This is a genomic window from Fictibacillus phosphorivorans (assembly GCF_023715845.1).
GTDB classification, from domain to species: Bacteria; Bacillota; Bacilli; order Bacillales; family Fictibacillaceae; genus Fictibacillus; species Fictibacillus phosphorivorans_D.
The window spans coordinates 110,059-128,023 of the sequence record NZ_JAMBOR010000012.1 but is presented as its reverse complement, the minus strand read 5'-3'; the positions used below and the strand labels follow the sequence as shown (position 1 = coordinate 128,023).

Genomic DNA, 17,965 nt, shown 5'->3' with positions numbered 1-17,965 from the left:
AGAGTTACTTGGTGACGTCCTTCAGTAGTATGCTTAGATAACATGTATATTTCTCCCCTCAAACATTATCTACTTTAATTGTACAATAAAAAAAGCTTGTAGACATGACTTTGTCTACAAGCTGAGACCGGTATTTAACCGGTCTTTTTTTATGTGGGTAATCTCGGTCGATGGAATCCTACTGAACCAGTTTTATCAAGGAAATGTACCTTTTCTATCTAAAGCGGTCGGTATTCTTACCAATAATGAAGCTTGGCTGACACCACGTCTAAAGCGCCAGCCGTTTTGTTTATGATGAAATTGCCTGTAAGATGTTCTATGAGTCGTTACATCGGGTCTATGAGTCGAACCGGCTGCTCTATGAGTCTTCATGAAAGGTATATGAGTTAAAAGAAGTTTCTGTGAGCCGAACCGACTTCTATGAGTCATTAGAGCCCTTCTATGAGTCAAAACCTGCACATTATGAGCCAAACGGGATTTTAAATGAAAATAACCTTTTACTCTCACAGCAAGAAGACTTTGAATAAAAAAAACCGGATTACAAATGATACATGTATAACAAGAAATGGAGATTACATTAACAGGAGGCTAACTTTCTCATGAAAAGAAATTCAGCTTACATAAAGGGTGCTTTTATTGCAGTAGCCCTTTGTCTGGGGTTATTCGCTGGATTTGGTGAAAACAATGCACATGCATTTTCTAACCAAGTCATACAAAAAGGAGCAACGGGAGAAGACGTTGTTGAACTTCAATCCCGCCTTCAATATTTAGGTTTTTATACAGGAAACATTGATGGGGTTTTTGGATGGAGAACATACTGGGCATTACGAAACTTCCAATATGAATTTGGAATGAAAATCGACGGCTTAGCTGGAACAAAAACAAAACAAAAACTTGTGAAAGCTTCAAAGTATGATAAAGCCTGGGTAAATAAACAGATTGATAAAGGAAAGAAATTTTCATATTATGGCGGAGTTCCTAAGAGTAAACAGGGTGGTGCGAAAAGCGGAGTGGCCAAAGGCGGAGTTAAAGGTGCTCAAAAAGGCGCTCCAAAAGGTACAGCTCAAGGCAAGGGAAAAGCTGGAGGTGAAAAAGCAGCAGTTAAACCAGCTCAAGTAAAACCGGCTAAGAATATTCCAGATGGGTATTCGCAAAACGATATTAATCTAATGTCGAATGCCGTTTATGGTGAAGCTCGAGGTGAACCTTACATTGGACAGGTAGCTGTAGCAGCTGTAATCATAAACCGTGTAGAAAATTCAGCATTTCCAAATACAGTTTCAGGTGTAATATTTGAACCTGGTGCTTTTACAGCAGTCGCTGATGGGCAAATATACTTAACACCTAATAAACAGGCCAAAAAAGCAGTAATGGATGCTCTAAATGGATGGGATCCAACAGGTGAAGCGATTTATTACTTTAATCCTGATACAGCTACATCAAGCTGGATTTGGGGACGTCCTCAAATTAAAAAAATCGGAAAGCACATTTTTTGTAACTAAAAAAGGGGTGAATATATAAATGATACGCACAATCCTTATTGTTTTGTTGTTCGTTGCTGTCGCAGGGACAGGATATTGGGGCTATACAGAGCACCAAGACAAAAATGCTGTTCTTCTTCAAGCTGAGAATAACTATCAGAGGGCTTTTCATGATTTGAACTTTCATGTCGATGCACTTCATGACAAGATAGGTGAAACGCTGGCAATGAACTCCAGAAACCAACTTTCCCCTGCATTAGCTCAAGTTTGGAGATTAACATCTGAAGCTCATAATGATGTTGGGCAGCTTCCGTTAGCACTTCTTCCCTTTAATAAAACAGAAGAATTCTTATCGAAAATGGGAGAATTCAGTTATCGGGTAGCTGTACGGGACCTGGAGAAAAAACCATTAACAGATACAGAATATAAGTCATTAAAAGACTTGTATGCAAACGCGAAAGAAATACAGAATGAATTACGTAAAACAGAATCTTTGGCTCAAAAGAACAATCTGCGCTGGATGGATGTAGAGATGGCGCTTGCAACAAATAAGACGCAAGAAGACAACACGATTATCGATGGTTTTAAAACGGTTGATAAAAACGTTGAAGGCTATTCGGATGTAAACTTCGGCCCTGAAGTCACGAACATGGAAAGAATGAAAAAACGTGATCTAAGCCAGTTAAAAGGAAAGAAGATTACGAAGAAAGAAGCTAAAAAGATTGCAATCGACTTCTTCGACCTTAAAAAAAATGTAAAGATAACGGTAGAAAAATCAGGAAAAGATGCAAAATACGACGCTTACTCTCTTACGCTCTATAATCCGGAGACTAAAGGTACAACCTATATGGATATTACACAAAAAGGCGGTTATCCACTATATGTACTCTATGACCGAAAAGTAGGAAAGACTAAAATATCATTGAATGATGCCATGTTCCAGGCAGAAGATTTCCTCAAAAAACATATGGAGAGCAAGATGGAAATGGTTTCGAGTGATCAGTATGACAATATTGCAGTCTTTACCTATGCAAGACTAGAAGATGATGTCCGTATCTATCCAGAAGTGGTTACTGTAAAGGTTGCCTTGGATAATGGAGACATCATGGGTTATGAAGGGACTGATTTCCTTCTAGCTCACAAGGACCGACGTATTGGAGAATTCAAAATCTCTGAAAAAGAAGCAAGAACGCACTTGAATCCGAAATTTGAAGTAAAAGAAGTAAGTAAAGCCTTAATTAGAAATGATATAAACGAAGAAGTATTTTGCTATGAATTCCTCGGCGTACTTGGAAATGAGACTTATCAAGTGTTCATTAACGCAGAGGATGGAAGTGAAGAACAAGTTAAAAAGTTGAAGGAAGCAGAGCCTTCTTATGACGAGATCTAAGCTATAAAAGCCTTAAAGCAAAATTTCACTTTTTGAAATTTTGCTTTTTCTTTTTTTTATTAACTGTCATAATAAGGAAGGGATGAGAACGCAGTATGGGGGAAGAATTAATGATTGTTGTAGGAGAACCGTTGTATTTAGAGCCTTTATTTTCAAATAAAAAGGGTACATATCGATGCAAAATTTATGACGTGAACGATGATAAGATTTTAATTGACTATCCAAGTAATGAAACAACGAATCGGACAGAATATTTTTTTGATGGAACGCAATTCAAAGCGTCATTTGTAGATAAGGAAAAGAATGTTTTTACTTTTCGTACCGAGCTGCTGGGCAGGAAAATGGATAAAATCCCCGTATTAATAATGGCTTTACCAAAAGAGGATGAAATCCAAAAACTTCAGCGAAGGGAATATATTCGGGTTGAAACACTTTTAGATACAGCAGTGAGAAAGAGGAATGATGGTTATCCTTCCTTTAATTCAGTAGTATTAGACCTAAGTGCAGGAGGAATGCTTTTATCACTCCCCTTAAAACACAGTGTGTTACAAGGGGACATACTGGAATGTTTAACGGTTCTTCCTATGCAATCGGGTGAGAAACTTTATTTGGATCTAACATGTAAGGTTTTGAGGATCTTAGATGGCCATGCAAAGGATAGACAAAAGGCGCCACTCCAGTTTATATCGATAGATCCGAAATCCAGACAGCATATCATCAGGTTCTGTTTTGAACAGCAGCTTTTAATGAAGAAAAGGGAATCCGGCCATTTAGAATAGTTCTCTCTTATTGGGGGAAAATACTCCCAAAAAGAAGGTGACTACGATGAAAAGATTCGAAAAGTTACTCATTCAGCTTGCTATTGTTCATTTTATATTATTATTGATTGCGCAAGTTTGTTTAGAGATTCCTTCTTTTAAAATGTACACGAATCAAAACATTCAGTATGAAGGAGTCGTAAAAGGTGAAAAGAAACCAGCTTTGGAAACGATAGACCGCTAGGCAGAGTTTGTGATAAGATAATTAAAGAATTAATCTGTTATTTTAAGATTATGTGCAGAAAAAGCAGGGGGAAGTTCACCTGCTTTTATTGCTATGTATTTATTGTCATAGGTATGGGTAGGAGGAAACATGAAAAAATTATTATCGATTGCTATTGATGGTCCTGCGGGTGCGGGGAAAAGCACGGTAGCAAAGCAAGTAGCTGAGCGCCTTTCTTTTATTTATATTGACACTGGTGCCATGTACAGGGCATTAACTTATAAAGCTCTTTCTTTAGGGGCTGATTTAAACGATGGGATGGCTCTTGAGTCCGTTCTTCAGAAAACAAAGATCGAGTTGGTGAAGACAGAAGAAGGTCAAGCTGTATTTCTTGATGGAAAAGATGTAACAGGTGCTATCAGATCTGCAGAAGTAACCAATAATGTATCATTTGTTGCCCGCCAGAAAGAAGTACGCTTGGAAATGGTAAAAAGACAACAGCAGCTTGCTGAATCAGGTGGAGTCGTCATGGATGGCCGTGATATCGGTACACATGTGATGCCAAATGCAGAACTGAAAATCTTCTTGATCGCCTCAGTAGAAGAACGTGCACGCAGAAGATATGAGGAAAATCTCGCAAAAGGGTATCCAGCTGATTTTGAACAGTTAAAAAACGAAATTGCGCTTCGTGATAAAAGGGATAGCGAAAGAGAAGCTGCTCCATTAAGAAAAGCAGAAGATGCTATTGAACTAGATACAACAAGTATGACGATCGAAGAAGTAGTTTCAAGCATTCTTAATTTTGCAGAAGAAAGGGCACGTTAATATGAAGCTTTATTCTTTTGGTAAATGGCTTTGCGGTACATATTTTAAGACTTCTTTTAAACCTGAAATCATTGGTGCAGAAAACATGCCTGCTACTGGAGGGGTGTTGCTGTGTTCGAATCATATTCACAATTATGATCCTCCACTTGTGGGCGTTGCTTCACCAAGGGATGTTCATTTCATGGCAAAAGCCGAACTCTTTTCGATACCCGTATTAAAGAACATCCTTCCTAAAATTAATGCGTTTCCTGTAAAAAGGGGAATGAGCGATAAGACCGCTTTAAAAACAGGTATGAACCTTTTGAAAGAAGGAAAGGTAGTTGGCCTTTTCCCAGAAGGAACCAGAAGCAAAACAGGCGAGATCGGTGAAGGTTTAGCGGGTGCAGGATTCTTTGCACTAAAATCCGAAGCTCATATTGTTCCTTGTGCAATTGTCGGACCATATAAAAAAGGAAATTTGAAAGTTGTCTTCGGTAAGCCGATCGACTTCACACATTTACGCGAGCAAAAAGCTTCCGCTAAAGAAGCTACAGCGCTTATAATGGAAAATATAGCACAATTGAAAAAAGATCATGAATAAGTTTGTTCTTTACAATGTTAATGTTCTTTCAAAGTGAAAGTTCAATAAATTATTTTTTAATTTTTTGAGGAGGCCACGAACATGACAGAGGAAATGAGCACAAGTTTAACAAATACTGCCCAAGCAGAAGCGGGCGAAATCGTTAAAGGTACAGTTTTGAAAGTTGAAGATAAACACGCATTAGTGGATATCAACGCTAAACAAGACGCATTTTTGCCGATTAATGAGGTTTCAAGCCTTTTTATAGAAAAGGTTAGTGATGTGTTAAATGAAGGAGATCAAATTACTGTAAAAGTGCTTTCTCATACAGAGGACAAGCTGCTTGTATCAAAAAAAGCAGTAGACAGTGAAAAATCCTGGGCAGAACTTCAAGAAAAATTCGACTCAAAAGAAACGTTTGAAGTTACAGTTCACGATGTAGTAAAAGGCGGACTCGTTGTTGATCTAGGCGTACGTGCATTTATTCCTGCATCAATGGTTGAAGCACATTTTGTGGAAGATTTCTCAGATTATAAAGGTAAAAAGCTTACAGTTAAAATTGTGGAGCTTGATAGTGAAAAAGGACGCGTTATATTATCCCACCGTGCCGTAACGGAAGAGGAAGAAGCAGGAAGAAAACAAGAAATCCTAGATCGTCTTTCTCCAGGAGAAATCATCGAAGGCAAGGTTCAGCGTCTAACAGATTTTGGAGCCTTTGTTGATATTGGTGGTGTAGATGGATTAGTTCACGTTTCACAGCTTTCTCATAATCGTGTGGATAACCCAGCTGATGTGTTAAGTGAAGGTGAGACAGTAAAGGTTAAAGTGCTTTCGGTAGACCGTGATAATGACAGAATTTCCCTTTCTATTAAAGAAACACAGCCAGGTCCATGGGAGGAAGCTAGTTCCTCCATTACACCAGGAAGTATTATTGAAGGTACTGTGAAACGAATCGTTGCATTTGGTGCATTTGTTGAAGTTGCACCTGGGATTGAAGGGCTAGTGCACATTTCCGAGATGGCAAACCGTCATATTGGCAACCCAAGTGAAGTAGTGAAAGAAGGACAAAAAGTTTCAGTTAAAGTCCTTGACGTAAACAGCAAAGAAAAGAGAATGAGCTTAAGCATGAAAGCCGTTCAAGATGAAAAAGACAAAGAAAATCTTAAGCAAAACCTTCCAAAAGAAGAAAAAGGATTTTCACTGGCCGAGATGATTGGCGATCAGTTAAAAGAGTATAAATAATACGATTCAAAAGCTCCCGATAACTATTGGGAGCTTTTTTGTGTTTAGATCACGACAAGTCAAGTGTACTTTATGACATAACGATTAAGGGGATGCGGAAAGTGGCATAATGCTACCGAGGTGAAATTCATGAATGATGGCATACTTTTTTATTGGTTCATGTGGATGGGATGGGTTTTAGCGACATTCTTATTTCAAAAAAAACAATCAAGGAATGTTATAGCTTTTATATTACTGACAGGTATCATCCTGGCTGATTATAACATTTCTTTTTCATTAGGAACGGTGAATGCAGCTATCGCCTTCTTGTTTCTCATCGGAATCGTTCATGTAATACGAAACACAAGTGAGCTCCTCTATTATTTAACGGTAAGTTTTATAATAGCTGTAAGCTATGTGTTTCTACAGATTTTCGCCCTTTATGACCCTGCTAAACTGTTTATCGATAAAAAATATTTGCTTATTTTAACTCTTGCAGCGGTAACTTTTCTTATCACAAAAAGAAACAAAGACTATTTCTATCTTCTTTTAATAGGTCTTTTTATTGGAGACTTATTATATCAGTTAATGATTTTTAGGCTTACCGGAAACCTAGAAATAGGATCAATGTCTGTATTAGATTTGCTCGCTTCATCTACAATGATTCAATTTTGTATGGTACTATTGATAGATGTGTTCAAAAAATTAAAACGTGTCTCTTATAAAAAAGTGAATCCGGCAAAACCGTTTTGATGAAATTATATGGATTAAGTTGTCCAATTCGTCAAGAATTTGCTAAAATAAATGGATGTCTAATTATAAAACATGAAGAATTTATAAAGAAATGATTGATATGATCAGGAAAAAAGGGAAGTGTCAACATGACTAAACCAGTTTTAGCCATAGTAGGAAGACCTAATGTAGGGAAATCTACTATATTTAACAGAATTGCGGGAGACCGCATATCTATCGTAGAAGATATGCCTGGCGTAACGCGTGACCGCATCTATAGCTCAGCTGAATGGCTGAACACAGAATTTAACTTAATCGATACAGGCGGAATTGAAATCAGTGATGCGCCATTCATGAGCCAGATGAAAGAACAGGCAGAACTGGCTATCGAAGAAGCAGATGTTATTTTATTTTTGGTAGATGGAATGAGTGGTATTACAGCAGCAGATGAAGAAGTAGCAAAAATGCTTTTCCGTTCAAACAAACCCGTTGTCTTAGGTGTGAACAAAATTGATAACCCAGAAAGAAAAGAATTATTATATGAATTCTATAGCCTAGGTATGGGTGAACCTATCGGAGTATCAGGTACTCATGGGATTGGACTAGGAGATCTACTGGATCGAGTGGTCAGTCATTTTCCTGAACGAGTAGAGGAAGAAAAAGATGACGATACCATCTATTTCTCATTAATTGGCCGACCGAATGTTGGTAAATCTTCTTTAGTGAATGCGATTCTTGGAAAAGAGCGTGTTATTGTAAGCAACATAGCGGGTACTACTCGTGATGCTATTGATTCCAGTTTTGAGAAGGATGACCAAAAGTACGTCATTATTGATACAGCTGGAATGCGAAAGCGCGGAAAAGTATATGAAACTACTGAGAAATACAGTGTCATGAGAGCGATGAAAGCGATTGAACGTTCAGATGTCGTCTTGATGGTTATTGATGCAGAAGAAGGCATCATCGAACAGGATAAAAAAGTCGCTGGTTTTGCTCATGAAGCAGGAAAAGCGGTCGTGATCGTCGTGAATAAATGGGATGCGATTGAAAAAGATGATAAGACGATGCAAAAGTTTGAGCAGAAGATTCGTGATCATTTCTTATACTTATCTTATGCACCGATCGTTTTTGTATCGGCAAAAACGAAACAAAGACTTCATCATCTGTTCCCGGTGATTAATCAAGTTGCCGAAAATCATTCATTACGCGTTCAAACAAATATCTTGAATGAGGTAATCATGGATGCGGTAGCCATGAACCCTGCTCCGATGGATAACGGAAAACGTTTAAAGATTAACTATGCGACCCAAGTAGCTTCTAAACCGCCTACATTCGTTATTTTCGTTAATGATCCTGAGCTTTTCCACTTCTCTTATAGAAGATTTCTAGAGAACAGAATACGCGAAACATTCGGATTCGTCGGAACACCTATTAAAATATTTGCAAGAAAGAAAAACGATTAAGGGAATCGTTTGATGTGAACCATACTCATCTTACTTCCTATTGTTCTGGTTCAAAAAGGTTCAGTTATTCATTTACGAAAGCTGATAAAGAATAGATATTAGGAATCATGGAAGCGGCAATGCAGGTGCTGCCAACACTTTAAGAGTGCTTGGGACAGGACCTGTCATTGCTGTATCTTCCCAATTCCGTCTCAATAACGAGTGGATGGATATCCGTTGTTTCAGCATGGAAACATAGGGAAAATATACATAGGCTGTTCATAGGAATTGATCGCAAAATTTAATTGTTTGGAGTGTGACATGTATGGAAAACGTTGCTGTATTAGGTGCCGGAAGCTGGGGGACAGCGCTTGCTATCGTCTTGGCTGACAACGGTCACAATGTCCGCTTATGGGGACGAAGAGAAGAACAAGTAACCGAGATCAATGAAGAACACCGCAACGAGAAATACTTGCCTGGCATTGACCTTCCAAAGAATATTATCGCTACAGTGAAGCTTGAGGAATGTATAGAAGGTGCAGATATCATCGTCCTCGTTACCCCTACAAAGGCGATGAGGGATGTATTAGGACAGTTAAAAAATTTATTAACACGCAAAGTCACAATCGTTCATGCGAGTAAGGGTATTGAACCTGGTACATATAAAAGAATTTCAGAGATTATTGAAGAAGAGCTCCCTTCAGAACGATTAGAGGCAGTCGTTGTGCTTTCAGGACCAAGCCATGCGGAGGAAGTTTCTTTAAGGCAGCCAACAACCGTTACCGTATCTTCTGAAAAAGTAGAAGCGGCAGAAAAAGTACAAGACTTATTCATTAACCAAAGTTTCCGTGTCTATACGAATCCTGATGTCGTTGGTGTAGAACTTGGCGGTGCCTTAAAGAATATCATCGCTTTAGGAGCGGGTCTATCTGATGGATTAGGATACGGAGATAATGCCAAAGCCGCTTTGATCACAAGAGGACTCGCGGAAATTGCTCGTCTTGGTACTCATATGGGAGCTAACCCACTTACTTTTTCAGGTCTAACTGGAATCGGTGATCTGATCGTAACGTGTACGAGTGTCCATAGTAGAAACTGGCGTGCAGGTAATATGCTTGGAAAAGGAATGGCTCTTGACGATGTTCTCGATAAGATGGGGATGGTCGTTGAAGGAGTTCGAACAACACAAGCTGCTTACGAATTAAGTAAAAGAGAGAAAGTCGAAATGCCGATCACACAGGTATTGTACGAAGTGCTATTCAACAATAAAGGAGCAAAGCAAGCTGTCGATGAATTGATGCAGCGATCTCGTACACATGAAGTTGAAGATGTCTCATCCTTAAAGAGCTAATCCGGATAGGCGAATGTCTAAAAAAATTTAGGCAATCGCCTTCTTTCTTTTCACCCTTCTTGTAATGCTGCATACGATAGGGATGAAAAGGAAGTGGGAGGAGGACTTCAGGTGGAACGTGAACAACAATTTTTTGATAAAATTGAGAAGAAAACGAGTGTTAAAAAGGACGATATTTTCAAATTAGCCCAATCTGTAAGTGGTTCTAATTTACGTGATGAGCGCACGATTCGAATGCTGATCTCCCAAGTATCTGCAATGGCTGGGGTGGCCGTCACGAAGCAGAAAGAAGACCAGATCGTTCAGGCTGTTTTGAATAATAACATCCCTCTTGACCTGGCAACTCTATCTAAAATGTTCGATGGAAAATAAACGTACAGAATAACGCAGTGAACCGATTGTTCTGCAACTGTTAAAAAGTATTGAACAAGAAATAAGGGAGTATTTAGTCGAATACCCGGCCAGAAGCCGGGTGTTTTTTTGTATACTTTGAGTAACGCCTAACATAGATAACACACAGATAACGTCCACATTGATCTTAATACGAAATGTATTCAGGAAATAGAACAAATTATGCTATAATGTACGCTGTGGATAAGGAGGATACATATGAGTGAAGGCTTATTAAAAATGTGGGTGGCACTATCAGCCATCGGTCTAATGTTTATTGCAGTTTTTTCAATCATGTTCAGCCGTTCAAAACTATCTGGCGTTATAAAGGCAGTTGTATCATTTTTTGCTTGGGTCTGTATGATCGTGGCTGGCATTCTAATCGTAATCGTCGTATTAAGCGGACCTGTACAAGGGTAGAGGAGGGAATTGAATGCAAAAGAAATGGCTAATTCCTTTACTGTTGATCCTTTTTACTCTCTCAGGCTGTCTTTACCCTGAAGAACGCAAGCTGCAAAACAGCATACCTTACCAGGATCAGGTCACGGCCGTACAGACAGCTGTTGATAACTTTCAGAAAGATACAGGTGTTTTACCTATTAAAACAAAGGAAGCAGACACTGATATCTATCAAAAATATTTGATTGATTTTAATAAACTCGTTCCAAAATATATGCAGGAACCACCAGGTAATTCATACGAAAAAGGTGGGACCTATCAGTACGTCTTAATAGATGTTGAAACTGACCCAACCGTGAAATTGGCGGATCTTGTATTAACAGACAAAATCCAAGATGTACAAGTTGCTCTGAATATCTATATGGATAAACACCGTTATCCGCCGTTTAAGAAAATTGAGGAACAAGGTAGGTACACACTCGATTACAAAAAATTAGGGTTTAAAAAGGATCCATACGTTAAAAGCCCCTTCACCGGGAAGAAATTGCCTTTGATGGTAAATGGGGATGCGGAAATTTTTATAGATTATAGAAAGGACTTAAAATCTGCGATCGAAAACTATAAAGGTGACATAAACAAGCATGAGGATATACGCCATCTGTTAGCAGAACATTCCTTTTTTGTTCCTGTTCATTCCGTTCCATATAAAATTGAAAACAAACAACCTATTTTTTTAATAAAATAGGCATGAACTCTCCCTTTTTCTAATACATTCATAGAAAAGGCGGAGAGATTTTTTTTGGAAATCTTTATAACGATACAAGCTTTATAGTTTCATCGGAAGCAGGCACTTTAGTGCGCCCTCCCGTTTAATGGAACTATACAACAGAGAAAAAAGGTTCCAATAAAAATTTCTGTCCTTTGTCATAATCGATAGGACAAAATCATACGATGTATTGTCCAAGACTAGCATCCGGAACTTTATTTGGATCGGGAGGGAAACGAATGGAAAAAATCGATATTTTTAAAGATATCGCCGAAAGGACGGGCGGAGATATCTACTTAGGAGTAGTAGGAGCAGTAAGAACTGGTAAGTCTACATTCATTAAGAAATTTATGGAGCTAGTCGTTCTGCCTAATATTGAAAATGAAGCAGAACGTCAGCGGGCTCAGGATGAACTGCCGCAAAGTGCAGCTGGACGCACCATTATGACCACTGAACCCAAATTTGTTCCAAACAATGCGGTAAAAATTAATGTGGGGGAAGGTCTTGATGTAAATATCCGTCTTGTAGACAGTGTAGGATATGCTGTTCCGAGTGCAAAAGGGTATGAGGATGAAAATGGACCTAGAATGATTCATACACCTTGGTACGACGAGCCGATTCCGTTTCATGAAGCGGCTGAGATCGGAACACGAAAAGTTATACAAGAACATTCTACACTGGGTGTTGTTGTAACAACGGATGGTTCAATTGGAGAAATTCCGAGATATGACTATGTTGAATCAGAAGAACGTGTTGTTGCTGAGTTAAAAGAAGTAGGAAAACCGTTCATTATGCTGATTAACTCAACTCAACCGCATCATCCGGATACACAGCAGCTTCGTAATGAACTTTGCGAGAAATATGATATACCTGTCCTTGCAATGAGTGTTGAGGGTATGACAGAACATGATATCAATAATGTACTGCGCGAAGCTTTATACGAGTTCCCAGTACTAGAAGTAAATGTAAACCTTCCAAGCTGGGTCATGGTGCTCAGAGAAAATCATTGGCTGCGTGAAAGCTATGAAGAAGCTGTAAGAGAAACCGTTCAAGATATTAAGCGCTTGCGGGATGTTGATAAAGTAGTAGGCTTCTTCTCAAACTATGACTTTATTGATGATGCAAGGCTTGCTGGGATAGAGATGGGGCAAGGAATCGCTGAAATCGACCTTTTTGCACCAGATTACTTGTATGATCAGATCTTAAAAGAGGTTGTTGGGGTTGAAATTCGAGGAAAAGATCACCTCCTTCAACTGATGCAGGAATTTGCCTATGCGAAATCAGAGTATGACCAAGTGGCGGATGCACTCAGAATGGTGAAGCAAACAGGATATGGTATTGCCGCACCTGCTATCACAGATATGAGCTTGGATGAGCCGGAAATTATTAGACAGGGCTCTAGATTCGGGGTTAGACTTAAGGCGATCGCACCTTCGATTCACATGATTAAAGTAGATGTAGAATCCGAATTTGCTCCGATTATCGGAACAGAAAAACAAAGTGAAGAAATGCTAAGATACTTGATGCAGGATTTTGAAGAAGATCCATTATCTATCTGGAACTCTGATATCTTTGGACGCTCCTTAAACTCAATCGTAAGAGAGGGTATACAAGGTAAGATTTCATTAATGCCGGAGAACGCAAGATATAAATTAAAAGAAACACTTGAACGTATTATTAATGAGGGATCAGGTGGTTTAATTGCCATTATTTTATAACGTTGAGACTCCTATAACCAGGAGTCTTTTTTTATGGAAAACAACAATTCATCACCCTCGATGCTTACATTTACATGAGGATAGCACCTTTTTCTTGTAAAATGAAAATAGTAAAAAGGAAGCGGAAATAAAGGCAGACTTTTATACCTTTTCAATCGCGATTTTTAGTAAAAAAAGGTCAAAAAATAAGGAAATTTAAGGGTTGAATTACTAAAAACGTCGAAAAAAGATTGAATTCTTTAAACGAATCGTATAATATAAGGCTTGTCACAGATTAAATAAGTAAAATCCTGTATATTACATATGAAAATAATACTTTTTATAAGGTATTTCACTACCGATATACCTGTTGAAATTCCCTTGAGAGGAGGTGAATGGAATGAACAAGACTGATCTTATCAACACAGTATCTGAGCAAGCTCAGCTTTCTAAGAAAGATGCATCTAAAGCAGTTGACGCTGTTTTTGAAGCGATCACTGGTACTCTTCAAAGCGGAGACAAGGTGCAACTTATCGGTTTTGGTAACTTTGAAGTTCGTGAGCGTGCAGCTCGTAAAGGCCGCAACCCACAAACTGGACAAGAGATCGAGATTTCTGCAAGTAAAGTTCCTGCTTTTAAACCAGGTAAAGCCCTTAAGGACGCTGTTAAGTAATTTATACATAGGGCAAAAAGATCGTGAAGTTAGTTCACGGTCTTTTTTTAGTTTGTTTTATACCCTCCCTGGAAAGCGTGTAGCTTGGAGTGGAAATCAACTATACTCTAGCTGTAAGGGGTTTCTCCTTTTGCTATTCTTTTAGCAGTATGCTAAAATTTTGCTATTGTGTTATTGGAATTGGAGGACAAATAGCGTGGCAGGAGTTCAACGTGAGAAAATTGAAATTGCAGTAAAAATGATACTTGAAGCTATTGGGGAAGACCCTGAAAGAGAGGGTTTAATAGATACACCTAAAAGAGTTGCAAAAATGTACGAAGAAGTTTTTCAAGGATTGAACCAAGATCCAAAAGAGCACTTCGCAACTATTTTTGGAGAAGATCACGAAGAATTAGTACTTGTAAAAGATATCCCTTTTTATTCTATGTGTGAACATCACCTTGTACCGTTCTTCGGCAAGGCTCACATTGGCTACATACCAAAAGGCGGGAAAGTTACGGGACTGAGCAAACTAGCGAGAGCAGTGGAAGCTGTAACAAAGAGACCGCAGCTGCAAGAAAGAATCACTTCAACGATCGCAAACAGCCTGATTGAAACTCTTGAACCACATGGAGTAATTGTTGTTATCGAAGCAGAACATATGTGTATGACGATGCGCGGAGTGAAAAAGCCTGGCTCTATGACTGTTACCTCTGCAGTAAGAGGTATCTTTGAGAAAGATGCAGCAGCAAGGGCCGAAGTATTAAGCTTGATTAAAAACTAGGAGGGTTTCCAATAATGAAATCGGAATTTGACTTTTTTGTTATAAAAGCTAAAGAGAATGGTGTAAATGTCATTGGATTAACCCGTGGAACAGAAACTAGATTCCATCATTCGGAAAAATTGGATAAAGGTGAAGTGATGATCGCACAATTTACTGAGCACACTTCTGCCGTTAAAGTTAGAGGAAAAGCCGTTATATACACGAAGCATGGTGAAGTAGATACAGAATCATAAGAATAGCTTAAAGTTAAATTAACTTACCGTCGGTATAATAGTTTGATAAAGATTTACCGAGGGATAGGCTAGGCGGTCAGCCTAGTTTTCTTTATGTCTGTCATATTGATTGATTCCATAAATATTTGGCGACTATGTTATAATAATGAGGCGTATTAAGGCTGTATCTTTGGAGGTATACGATGAACAACATGGAAAAAATTCAACGTTTAAAAGAGCATACACGTTTACTGATGCAGCATCGTTATGTGGATAAGTTTTTAACACCTCCTATTTTTGATGAAGCGAAAGTATTTATTGCATATTGTCTCTTAAGTGAACTTGAATTGGATCCTGCTGTTGAAGCGGAATATTTTAGTTCAATTCTTATGATACAGTCTGCACTTGATCGGCATGAAAATATCCTCGATGAAGACATCGCTTCACATAAAAAGAGAAGGCAGCTCGTTGTTTTATCTGGCGATTATTTTAGCAGCCTTTACTACCTGTTATTATCCCGGTGCGAAAATTTAGATTTAATCGCAAAACTATCACTAGCTGTTCAGCAAATAAATGAACATAAATCTTCTATGCATCACCAAATCCATAAAAGCAGTAAAGAGTACATAAAAAAAGTGGTTCAAATTGAAAGCTTATTGTATATAAAAGCTGCTGAATCATTCGGTCTTGAAAAATATATCCCGTTTATAGAACGATATCTTCTCATATCCCGCTATCAAAGCAAGGAACAGAGAATGTTACTGAACGAGGAACAACTCGAATTATTACATTCTTATGAAACAGATTTAAGAGAAAAAAAGATAGAGGTCCCACTCGTTTTCCAGCGAGAAGACTGCAGCATTAATAAGTGTATTGAAAATGACTTAATGTTAGGAGAGGGTTAATCCGATGTTGAGCAAAGAAGAACGGGTTCACTCTGTATTTGAAAAGATTTCAGATCAATATGATTACATGAACGACCTCATCAGTTTTAAACAGCATAACAGATGGCGAAATGACACGATGAAAAGGATCCGTGTTAAACCAGGCGATAATTGTTTGGATGTCTGCTGTGGAACTGGAGAATGGACGTTCGCGCTAGCGGAAGCTGCAGGTGAAAAGGGGAATGTGACAGGTCTTGATTTCAGTGAGAACATGTTGAAGGTCGGACGTGAAAAATTAAAGAAACGTTCCTTTCCCAACATCACCTTTATCCATGGAAATGCCATGGAACTTCCTTTTGAAGATAAAACCTTTGATGTGGTAACCATTGGTTTTGGTCTCAGAAACGTACCTGATTATTTTCAGACACTTAAAGAAATGGCAAGAGTAGTGAAGCCTGGCGGAAGAGTTGTTTGTCTGGAAACATCACATCCGACAGTTCCTATCTTTAAACAAGTTTTTAAATTGTATTTTACGTATATTATGCCAGTTTTCGGAAAGATTTTCGCTAAAAGCTATCAAGAGTACTCTTGGCTGCAGGAGTCCACTGAAGCTTTTCTGACGAAAGAAGAGTTGAAGCATCTATTCCAAAAAGCAGGTTTAAGCGAAGTGGAAGTGAAATCATATGCATTAGGTGCAGCCGCCATGCATACGGGTAAAAAACCGCAATAGAAGAGAGCGTTGAAGTGTGTGGAATAAAATTAAGATTATTTTAGAGATGATTAAATTTGAACATACCATTTTTGCTCTGCCGTTTGCCTATTTAGGTGCAATTATGGGAAATATCGTTGAGGAAGGAACCATGCCATCGTTGTTCGAATGGGTGTGGATCACGTTAGCGATGGTAGGTGCAAGGAGTGCTGCTATGGCATTGAACCGGGCGATAGATTCAGAGATTGATGGAGCAAATCCTAGAACAAAGACTCGAGCCATACCTGCAAAACTTTTAAAGATAGGTGAAGTATATTTATTTATCGTCGTGACTCTTGCATTACTGCTTGTTAGTGCCTACCAACTTAATGCCCTATCAGTAAAGCTGCTTCCCCTTGCTGTCTTTTTTCTTGTCATCTACTCTTATACAAAACGCTTTACGTATCTGTGTCACATTGTACTTGGCATTACAATCGCGCTGGCACCGCTTGGTGGATGGGTTGGAGCAACTGGCACGTTAAGCCAGGAAGCATTTCTTTTGTTTTTCGGTGTGCTTTTTTGGACAGCTGGTTTTGATGTTATTTATGCAACCCAAGACGCGGAATATGATAAATCACATGGGCTATATTCAATACCTTCTTCCTTTGGCGTTGCAAAAGGACTGATTACTGCCAGATGGCTCCATGTTGCTAGTTTCATAGCTTTTATTACACTTGGTGTAGTGTCAGGCATGGGATGGATTTACTACCTAGGCGTCTTTATTTCAGGTGCCATCATGGTATATGAGCATTCATTGGTAAAACCGCATGATCTATCAAAGCTGAATGTGGCCTTCTTTACCATGAACGGCGTTTTAAGTGTAGTGATGTTTATTTTTTCAATAGGGGACCTTTTATTATGAAAACTTTTACAATAGGGATTACCGGTGCAAGCGGTGCTGTATATGGTGTTAGACTCGTACAGGAAATACTGAAGAGCGGTCACAAAGTGCATCTCGTTGTGACTGAAGCAGGATGGCAAGTATTTAGAGAAGAGCTGCTTTGGAACACAGAGGACCGGGAAGCTTGTCTGGAAGAACACTTCGCTTCATATGGCAGTGAAGGTTTCCATTATCATACGCTCCGCGACTTTAATGCGCCTATAGCGAGTGGTTCTTATCAGAACGATGGAATGGTTATCATACCTTGTTCGATGGGAACTCTATCTGGAATCGCACATGGAGCTTCTGGTAATCTGCTAGAACGTACTGCAGATGTTATGCTGAAGGAAAGCAGAAAACTTATCTTAGTTCCAAGAGAAACACCACTTCATAGGATTCACTTGGAAAATATGATGAAAGTTACGGACGCTGGAGGTAAGATTGTGCCCGCCATGCCTGGCTTTTATCATTTGCCTAAGTCGATGGACGATCTAGTGAATTTTCTTGTAGGAAAAGTATTAGATAATTTAGGTGTTCACCATGAATTGTTTACACGCTGGGGAGATTGATC

The 17,965-nt window shown here is 38.8% G+C and carries 22 protein-coding genes and 1 pseudogene; 22 read left to right on the top strand and 1 reads right to left on the bottom strand.

Annotated features, from left to right (window positions below; translation table 11 throughout):
* Window positions 1-195: 195 nt before the first annotated feature.
* Window positions 196-429 (bottom strand): hypothetical protein, encoded by a 234-nt coding sequence (locus M3206_RS11125; RefSeq protein ID WP_251312594.1) that lies wholly within the window; start codon window positions 427-429, stop codon window positions 196-198.
* 170 nt (window positions 430-599) lie between these two features.
* On the opposite strand from M3206_RS11125, the gene sleB reads away from it, so the two are divergent.
* The 22 genes and pseudogenes from sleB to M3206_RS11015 all read left to right on the top strand — a co-directional run bounded on the left by sleB (window position 600) and on the right by M3206_RS11015 (window position 17,963).
* On the top strand, window positions 600-1,502 hold the full coding sequence (sleB, locus tag M3206_RS11120) for a spore cortex-lytic enzyme (RefSeq protein WP_251312593.1): 903 nt from the start codon (window positions 600-602) through the stop codon (window positions 1,500-1,502).
* Window positions 1,503-1,521: 19 nt separating this feature from the next.
* Complete coding sequence (ypeB, locus tag M3206_RS11115) at window positions 1,522-2,871, top strand: germination protein YpeB (protein WP_251312592.1); 1,350 nt, start codon at window positions 1,522-1,524, stop codon at window positions 2,869-2,871.
* A 110-nt stretch (window positions 2,872-2,981) separates the two neighbouring features.
* Window positions 2,982-3,650 carry a flagellar brake protein gene (locus M3206_RS11110; protein WP_251312591.1) on the top strand — a complete coding sequence of 223 codons (669 nt, stop codon included), beginning with the start codon at window positions 2,982-2,984 and terminating at the stop codon, window positions 3,648-3,650.
* A 46-nt stretch (window positions 3,651-3,696) separates the two neighbouring features.
* On the top strand, window positions 3,697-3,873 hold the full coding sequence (locus tag M3206_RS11105; protein WP_251312590.1) for a DUF5359 family protein: 177 nt from the start codon (window positions 3,697-3,699) through the stop codon (window positions 3,871-3,873).
* A 129-nt stretch (window positions 3,874-4,002) separates the two neighbouring features.
* The gene (cmk, locus tag M3206_RS11100) at window positions 4,003-4,677 is read left to right on the top strand and encodes a (d)CMP kinase (RefSeq protein ID WP_251312589.1); all 675 of its coding nucleotides are present in this window, start codon (window positions 4,003-4,005) and stop codon (window positions 4,675-4,677) included.
* A 1-nt stretch (window position 4,678) separates the two neighbouring features.
* Complete coding sequence (locus M3206_RS11095) at window positions 4,679-5,257, top strand: lysophospholipid acyltransferase family protein (RefSeq protein ID WP_251312588.1); 579 nt, start codon at window positions 4,679-4,681, stop codon at window positions 5,255-5,257.
* A gap of 81 nt (window positions 5,258-5,338) precedes the next feature.
* A complete protein-coding gene (gene rpsA / locus M3206_RS11090) occupies window positions 5,339-6,478 on the top strand; it encodes a 30S ribosomal protein S1 (protein WP_251312587.1) in 1,140 nt (379 codons plus the stop codon).
* 129 nt (window positions 6,479-6,607) lie between these two features.
* A complete protein-coding gene (locus M3206_RS11085; RefSeq protein WP_251312586.1) occupies window positions 6,608-7,210 on the top strand; it encodes a YphA family membrane protein in 603 nt (200 codons plus the stop codon).
* 128 nt (window positions 7,211-7,338) lie between these two features.
* Window positions 7,339-8,652 carry a ribosome biogenesis GTPase Der gene (gene der / locus M3206_RS11080; RefSeq protein ID WP_251312585.1) on the top strand — a complete coding sequence of 438 codons (1,314 nt, stop codon included), beginning with the start codon at window positions 7,339-7,341 and terminating at the stop codon, window positions 8,650-8,652.
* Between the two features lie 14 nt (window positions 8,653-8,666).
* Window positions 8,667-8,827, top strand: a pseudogene (locus M3206_RS19080) (glycerol-3-phosphate acyltransferase); the annotation flags it as partial.
* Between the two features lie 129 nt (window positions 8,828-8,956).
* On the top strand, window positions 8,957-9,982 hold the full coding sequence (locus tag M3206_RS11070; RefSeq protein WP_251312584.1) for an NAD(P)H-dependent glycerol-3-phosphate dehydrogenase: 1,026 nt from the start codon (window positions 8,957-8,959) through the stop codon (window positions 9,980-9,982).
* A gap of 111 nt (window positions 9,983-10,093) precedes the next feature.
* Window positions 10,094-10,354, top strand: coding sequence for a stage VI sporulation protein F (locus M3206_RS11065; protein WP_251312583.1), 261 nt, complete (start codon window positions 10,094-10,096; stop codon window positions 10,352-10,354).
* A 237-nt stretch (window positions 10,355-10,591) separates the two neighbouring features.
* Window positions 10,592-10,792 (top strand): DUF2768 domain-containing protein, encoded by a 201-nt coding sequence (locus M3206_RS11060; RefSeq protein ID WP_251312582.1) that lies wholly within the window; start codon window positions 10,592-10,594, stop codon window positions 10,790-10,792.
* Window positions 10,793-10,805: 13 nt separating this feature from the next.
* On the top strand, window positions 10,806-11,516 hold the full coding sequence (locus tag M3206_RS11055) for a hypothetical protein (protein ID WP_251312581.1): 711 nt from the start codon (window positions 10,806-10,808) through the stop codon (window positions 11,514-11,516).
* Between the two features lie 260 nt (window positions 11,517-11,776).
* Window positions 11,777-13,255, top strand: a complete 1,479-nt coding sequence (gene spoIVA, locus M3206_RS11050; RefSeq protein WP_251312580.1) for a stage IV sporulation protein A — start codon at window positions 11,777-11,779, stop codon at window positions 13,253-13,255.
* A gap of 379 nt (window positions 13,256-13,634) precedes the next feature.
* Window positions 13,635-13,907, top strand: a complete 273-nt coding sequence (locus M3206_RS11045; RefSeq protein WP_188402037.1) for an HU family DNA-binding protein — start codon at window positions 13,635-13,637, stop codon at window positions 13,905-13,907.
* Window positions 13,908-14,103: 196 nt separating this feature from the next.
* Window positions 14,104-14,670, top strand: coding sequence for a GTP cyclohydrolase I FolE (gene folE / locus M3206_RS11040; RefSeq protein ID WP_251312579.1), 567 nt, complete (start codon window positions 14,104-14,106; stop codon window positions 14,668-14,670).
* Window positions 14,671-14,684: 14 nt separating this feature from the next.
* Entirely contained in the window at window positions 14,685-14,903 is a 219-nt protein-coding gene (gene mtrB / locus M3206_RS11035) for a trp RNA-binding attenuation protein MtrB (RefSeq protein WP_066241872.1), read from the top strand.
* A gap of 182 nt (window positions 14,904-15,085) precedes the next feature.
* Complete coding sequence (locus M3206_RS11030) at window positions 15,086-15,787, top strand: heptaprenyl diphosphate synthase component 1 (protein ID WP_251312578.1); 702 nt, start codon at window positions 15,086-15,088, stop codon at window positions 15,785-15,787.
* A gap of 4 nt (window positions 15,788-15,791) precedes the next feature.
* The gene (locus M3206_RS11025; RefSeq protein ID WP_251312577.1) at window positions 15,792-16,496 is read left to right on the top strand and encodes a demethylmenaquinone methyltransferase; all 705 of its coding nucleotides are present in this window, start codon (window positions 15,792-15,794) and stop codon (window positions 16,494-16,496) included.
* Window positions 16,497-16,542: 46 nt separating this feature from the next.
* A complete protein-coding gene (locus M3206_RS11020; RefSeq protein ID WP_285876928.1) occupies window positions 16,543-17,376 on the top strand; it encodes a UbiA-like polyprenyltransferase in 834 nt (277 codons plus the stop codon).
* Window positions 17,373-17,963, top strand: coding sequence for a UbiX family flavin prenyltransferase (locus M3206_RS11015; protein ID WP_251312575.1), 591 nt, complete (start codon window positions 17,373-17,375; stop codon window positions 17,961-17,963). The genes M3206_RS11020 and M3206_RS11015 overlap by 4 nt, the downstream gene beginning before the upstream one ends.
* Window positions 17,964-17,965: the final 2 nt, after the last annotated feature.

What these genes read in the sequence shown, in the direction of transcription:
- M3206_RS11125 (WP_251312594.1), bottom strand. Translation starts at nt 429, where the DNA reads ATGACTCATAGAAGTCGGTTCGGCTCACAGAAACTTCTTTTAACTCAT.
- sleB (WP_251312593.1), top strand. Translation starts at nt 600, where the DNA reads ATGAAAAGAAATTCAGCTTACATAAAGGGTGCTTTTATTGCAGTAGCC.
- ypeB (WP_251312592.1), top strand. Translation starts at nt 1,522, where the DNA reads ATGATACGCACAATCCTTATTGTTTTGTTGTTCGTTGCTGTCGCAGGG.
- M3206_RS11110 (WP_251312591.1), top strand. Translation starts at nt 2,982, where the DNA reads ATGATTGTTGTAGGAGAACCGTTGTATTTAGAGCCTTTATTTTCAAAT.
- M3206_RS11105 (WP_251312590.1), top strand. Translation starts at nt 3,697, where the DNA reads ATGAAAAGATTCGAAAAGTTACTCATTCAGCTTGCTATTGTTCATTTT.
- cmk (WP_251312589.1), top strand. Translation starts at nt 4,003, where the DNA reads ATGAAAAAATTATTATCGATTGCTATTGATGGTCCTGCGGGTGCGGGG.
- M3206_RS11095 (WP_251312588.1), top strand. Translation starts at nt 4,679, where the DNA reads ATGAAGCTTTATTCTTTTGGTAAATGGCTTTGCGGTACATATTTTAAG.
- rpsA (WP_251312587.1), top strand. Translation starts at nt 5,339, where the DNA reads ATGACAGAGGAAATGAGCACAAGTTTAACAAATACTGCCCAAGCAGAA.
- M3206_RS11085 (WP_251312586.1), top strand. Translation starts at nt 6,608, where the DNA reads ATGAATGATGGCATACTTTTTTATTGGTTCATGTGGATGGGATGGGTT.
- der (WP_251312585.1), top strand. Translation starts at nt 7,339, where the DNA reads ATGACTAAACCAGTTTTAGCCATAGTAGGAAGACCTAATGTAGGGAAA.
- M3206_RS11070 (WP_251312584.1), top strand. Translation starts at nt 8,957, where the DNA reads ATGGAAAACGTTGCTGTATTAGGTGCCGGAAGCTGGGGGACAGCGCTT.
- M3206_RS11060 (WP_251312582.1), top strand. Translation starts at nt 10,592, where the DNA reads ATGAGTGAAGGCTTATTAAAAATGTGGGTGGCACTATCAGCCATCGGT.
- M3206_RS11055 (WP_251312581.1), top strand. Translation starts at nt 10,806, where the DNA reads ATGCAAAAGAAATGGCTAATTCCTTTACTGTTGATCCTTTTTACTCTC.
- spoIVA (WP_251312580.1), top strand. Translation starts at nt 11,777, where the DNA reads ATGGAAAAAATCGATATTTTTAAAGATATCGCCGAAAGGACGGGCGGA.
- M3206_RS11045 (WP_188402037.1), top strand. Translation starts at nt 13,635, where the DNA reads ATGAACAAGACTGATCTTATCAACACAGTATCTGAGCAAGCTCAGCTT.
- mtrB (WP_066241872.1), top strand. Translation starts at nt 14,685, where the DNA reads ATGAAATCGGAATTTGACTTTTTTGTTATAAAAGCTAAAGAGAATGGT.
- M3206_RS11030 (WP_251312578.1), top strand. Translation starts at nt 15,086, where the DNA reads ATGAACAACATGGAAAAAATTCAACGTTTAAAAGAGCATACACGTTTA.
- M3206_RS11025 (WP_251312577.1), top strand. Translation starts at nt 15,792, where the DNA reads ATGTTGAGCAAAGAAGAACGGGTTCACTCTGTATTTGAAAAGATTTCA.
- M3206_RS11020 (WP_285876928.1), top strand. Translation starts at nt 16,543, where the DNA reads ATGATTAAATTTGAACATACCATTTTTGCTCTGCCGTTTGCCTATTTA.
- M3206_RS11015 (WP_251312575.1), top strand. Translation starts at nt 17,373, where the DNA reads ATGAAAACTTTTACAATAGGGATTACCGGTGCAAGCGGTGCTGTATAT.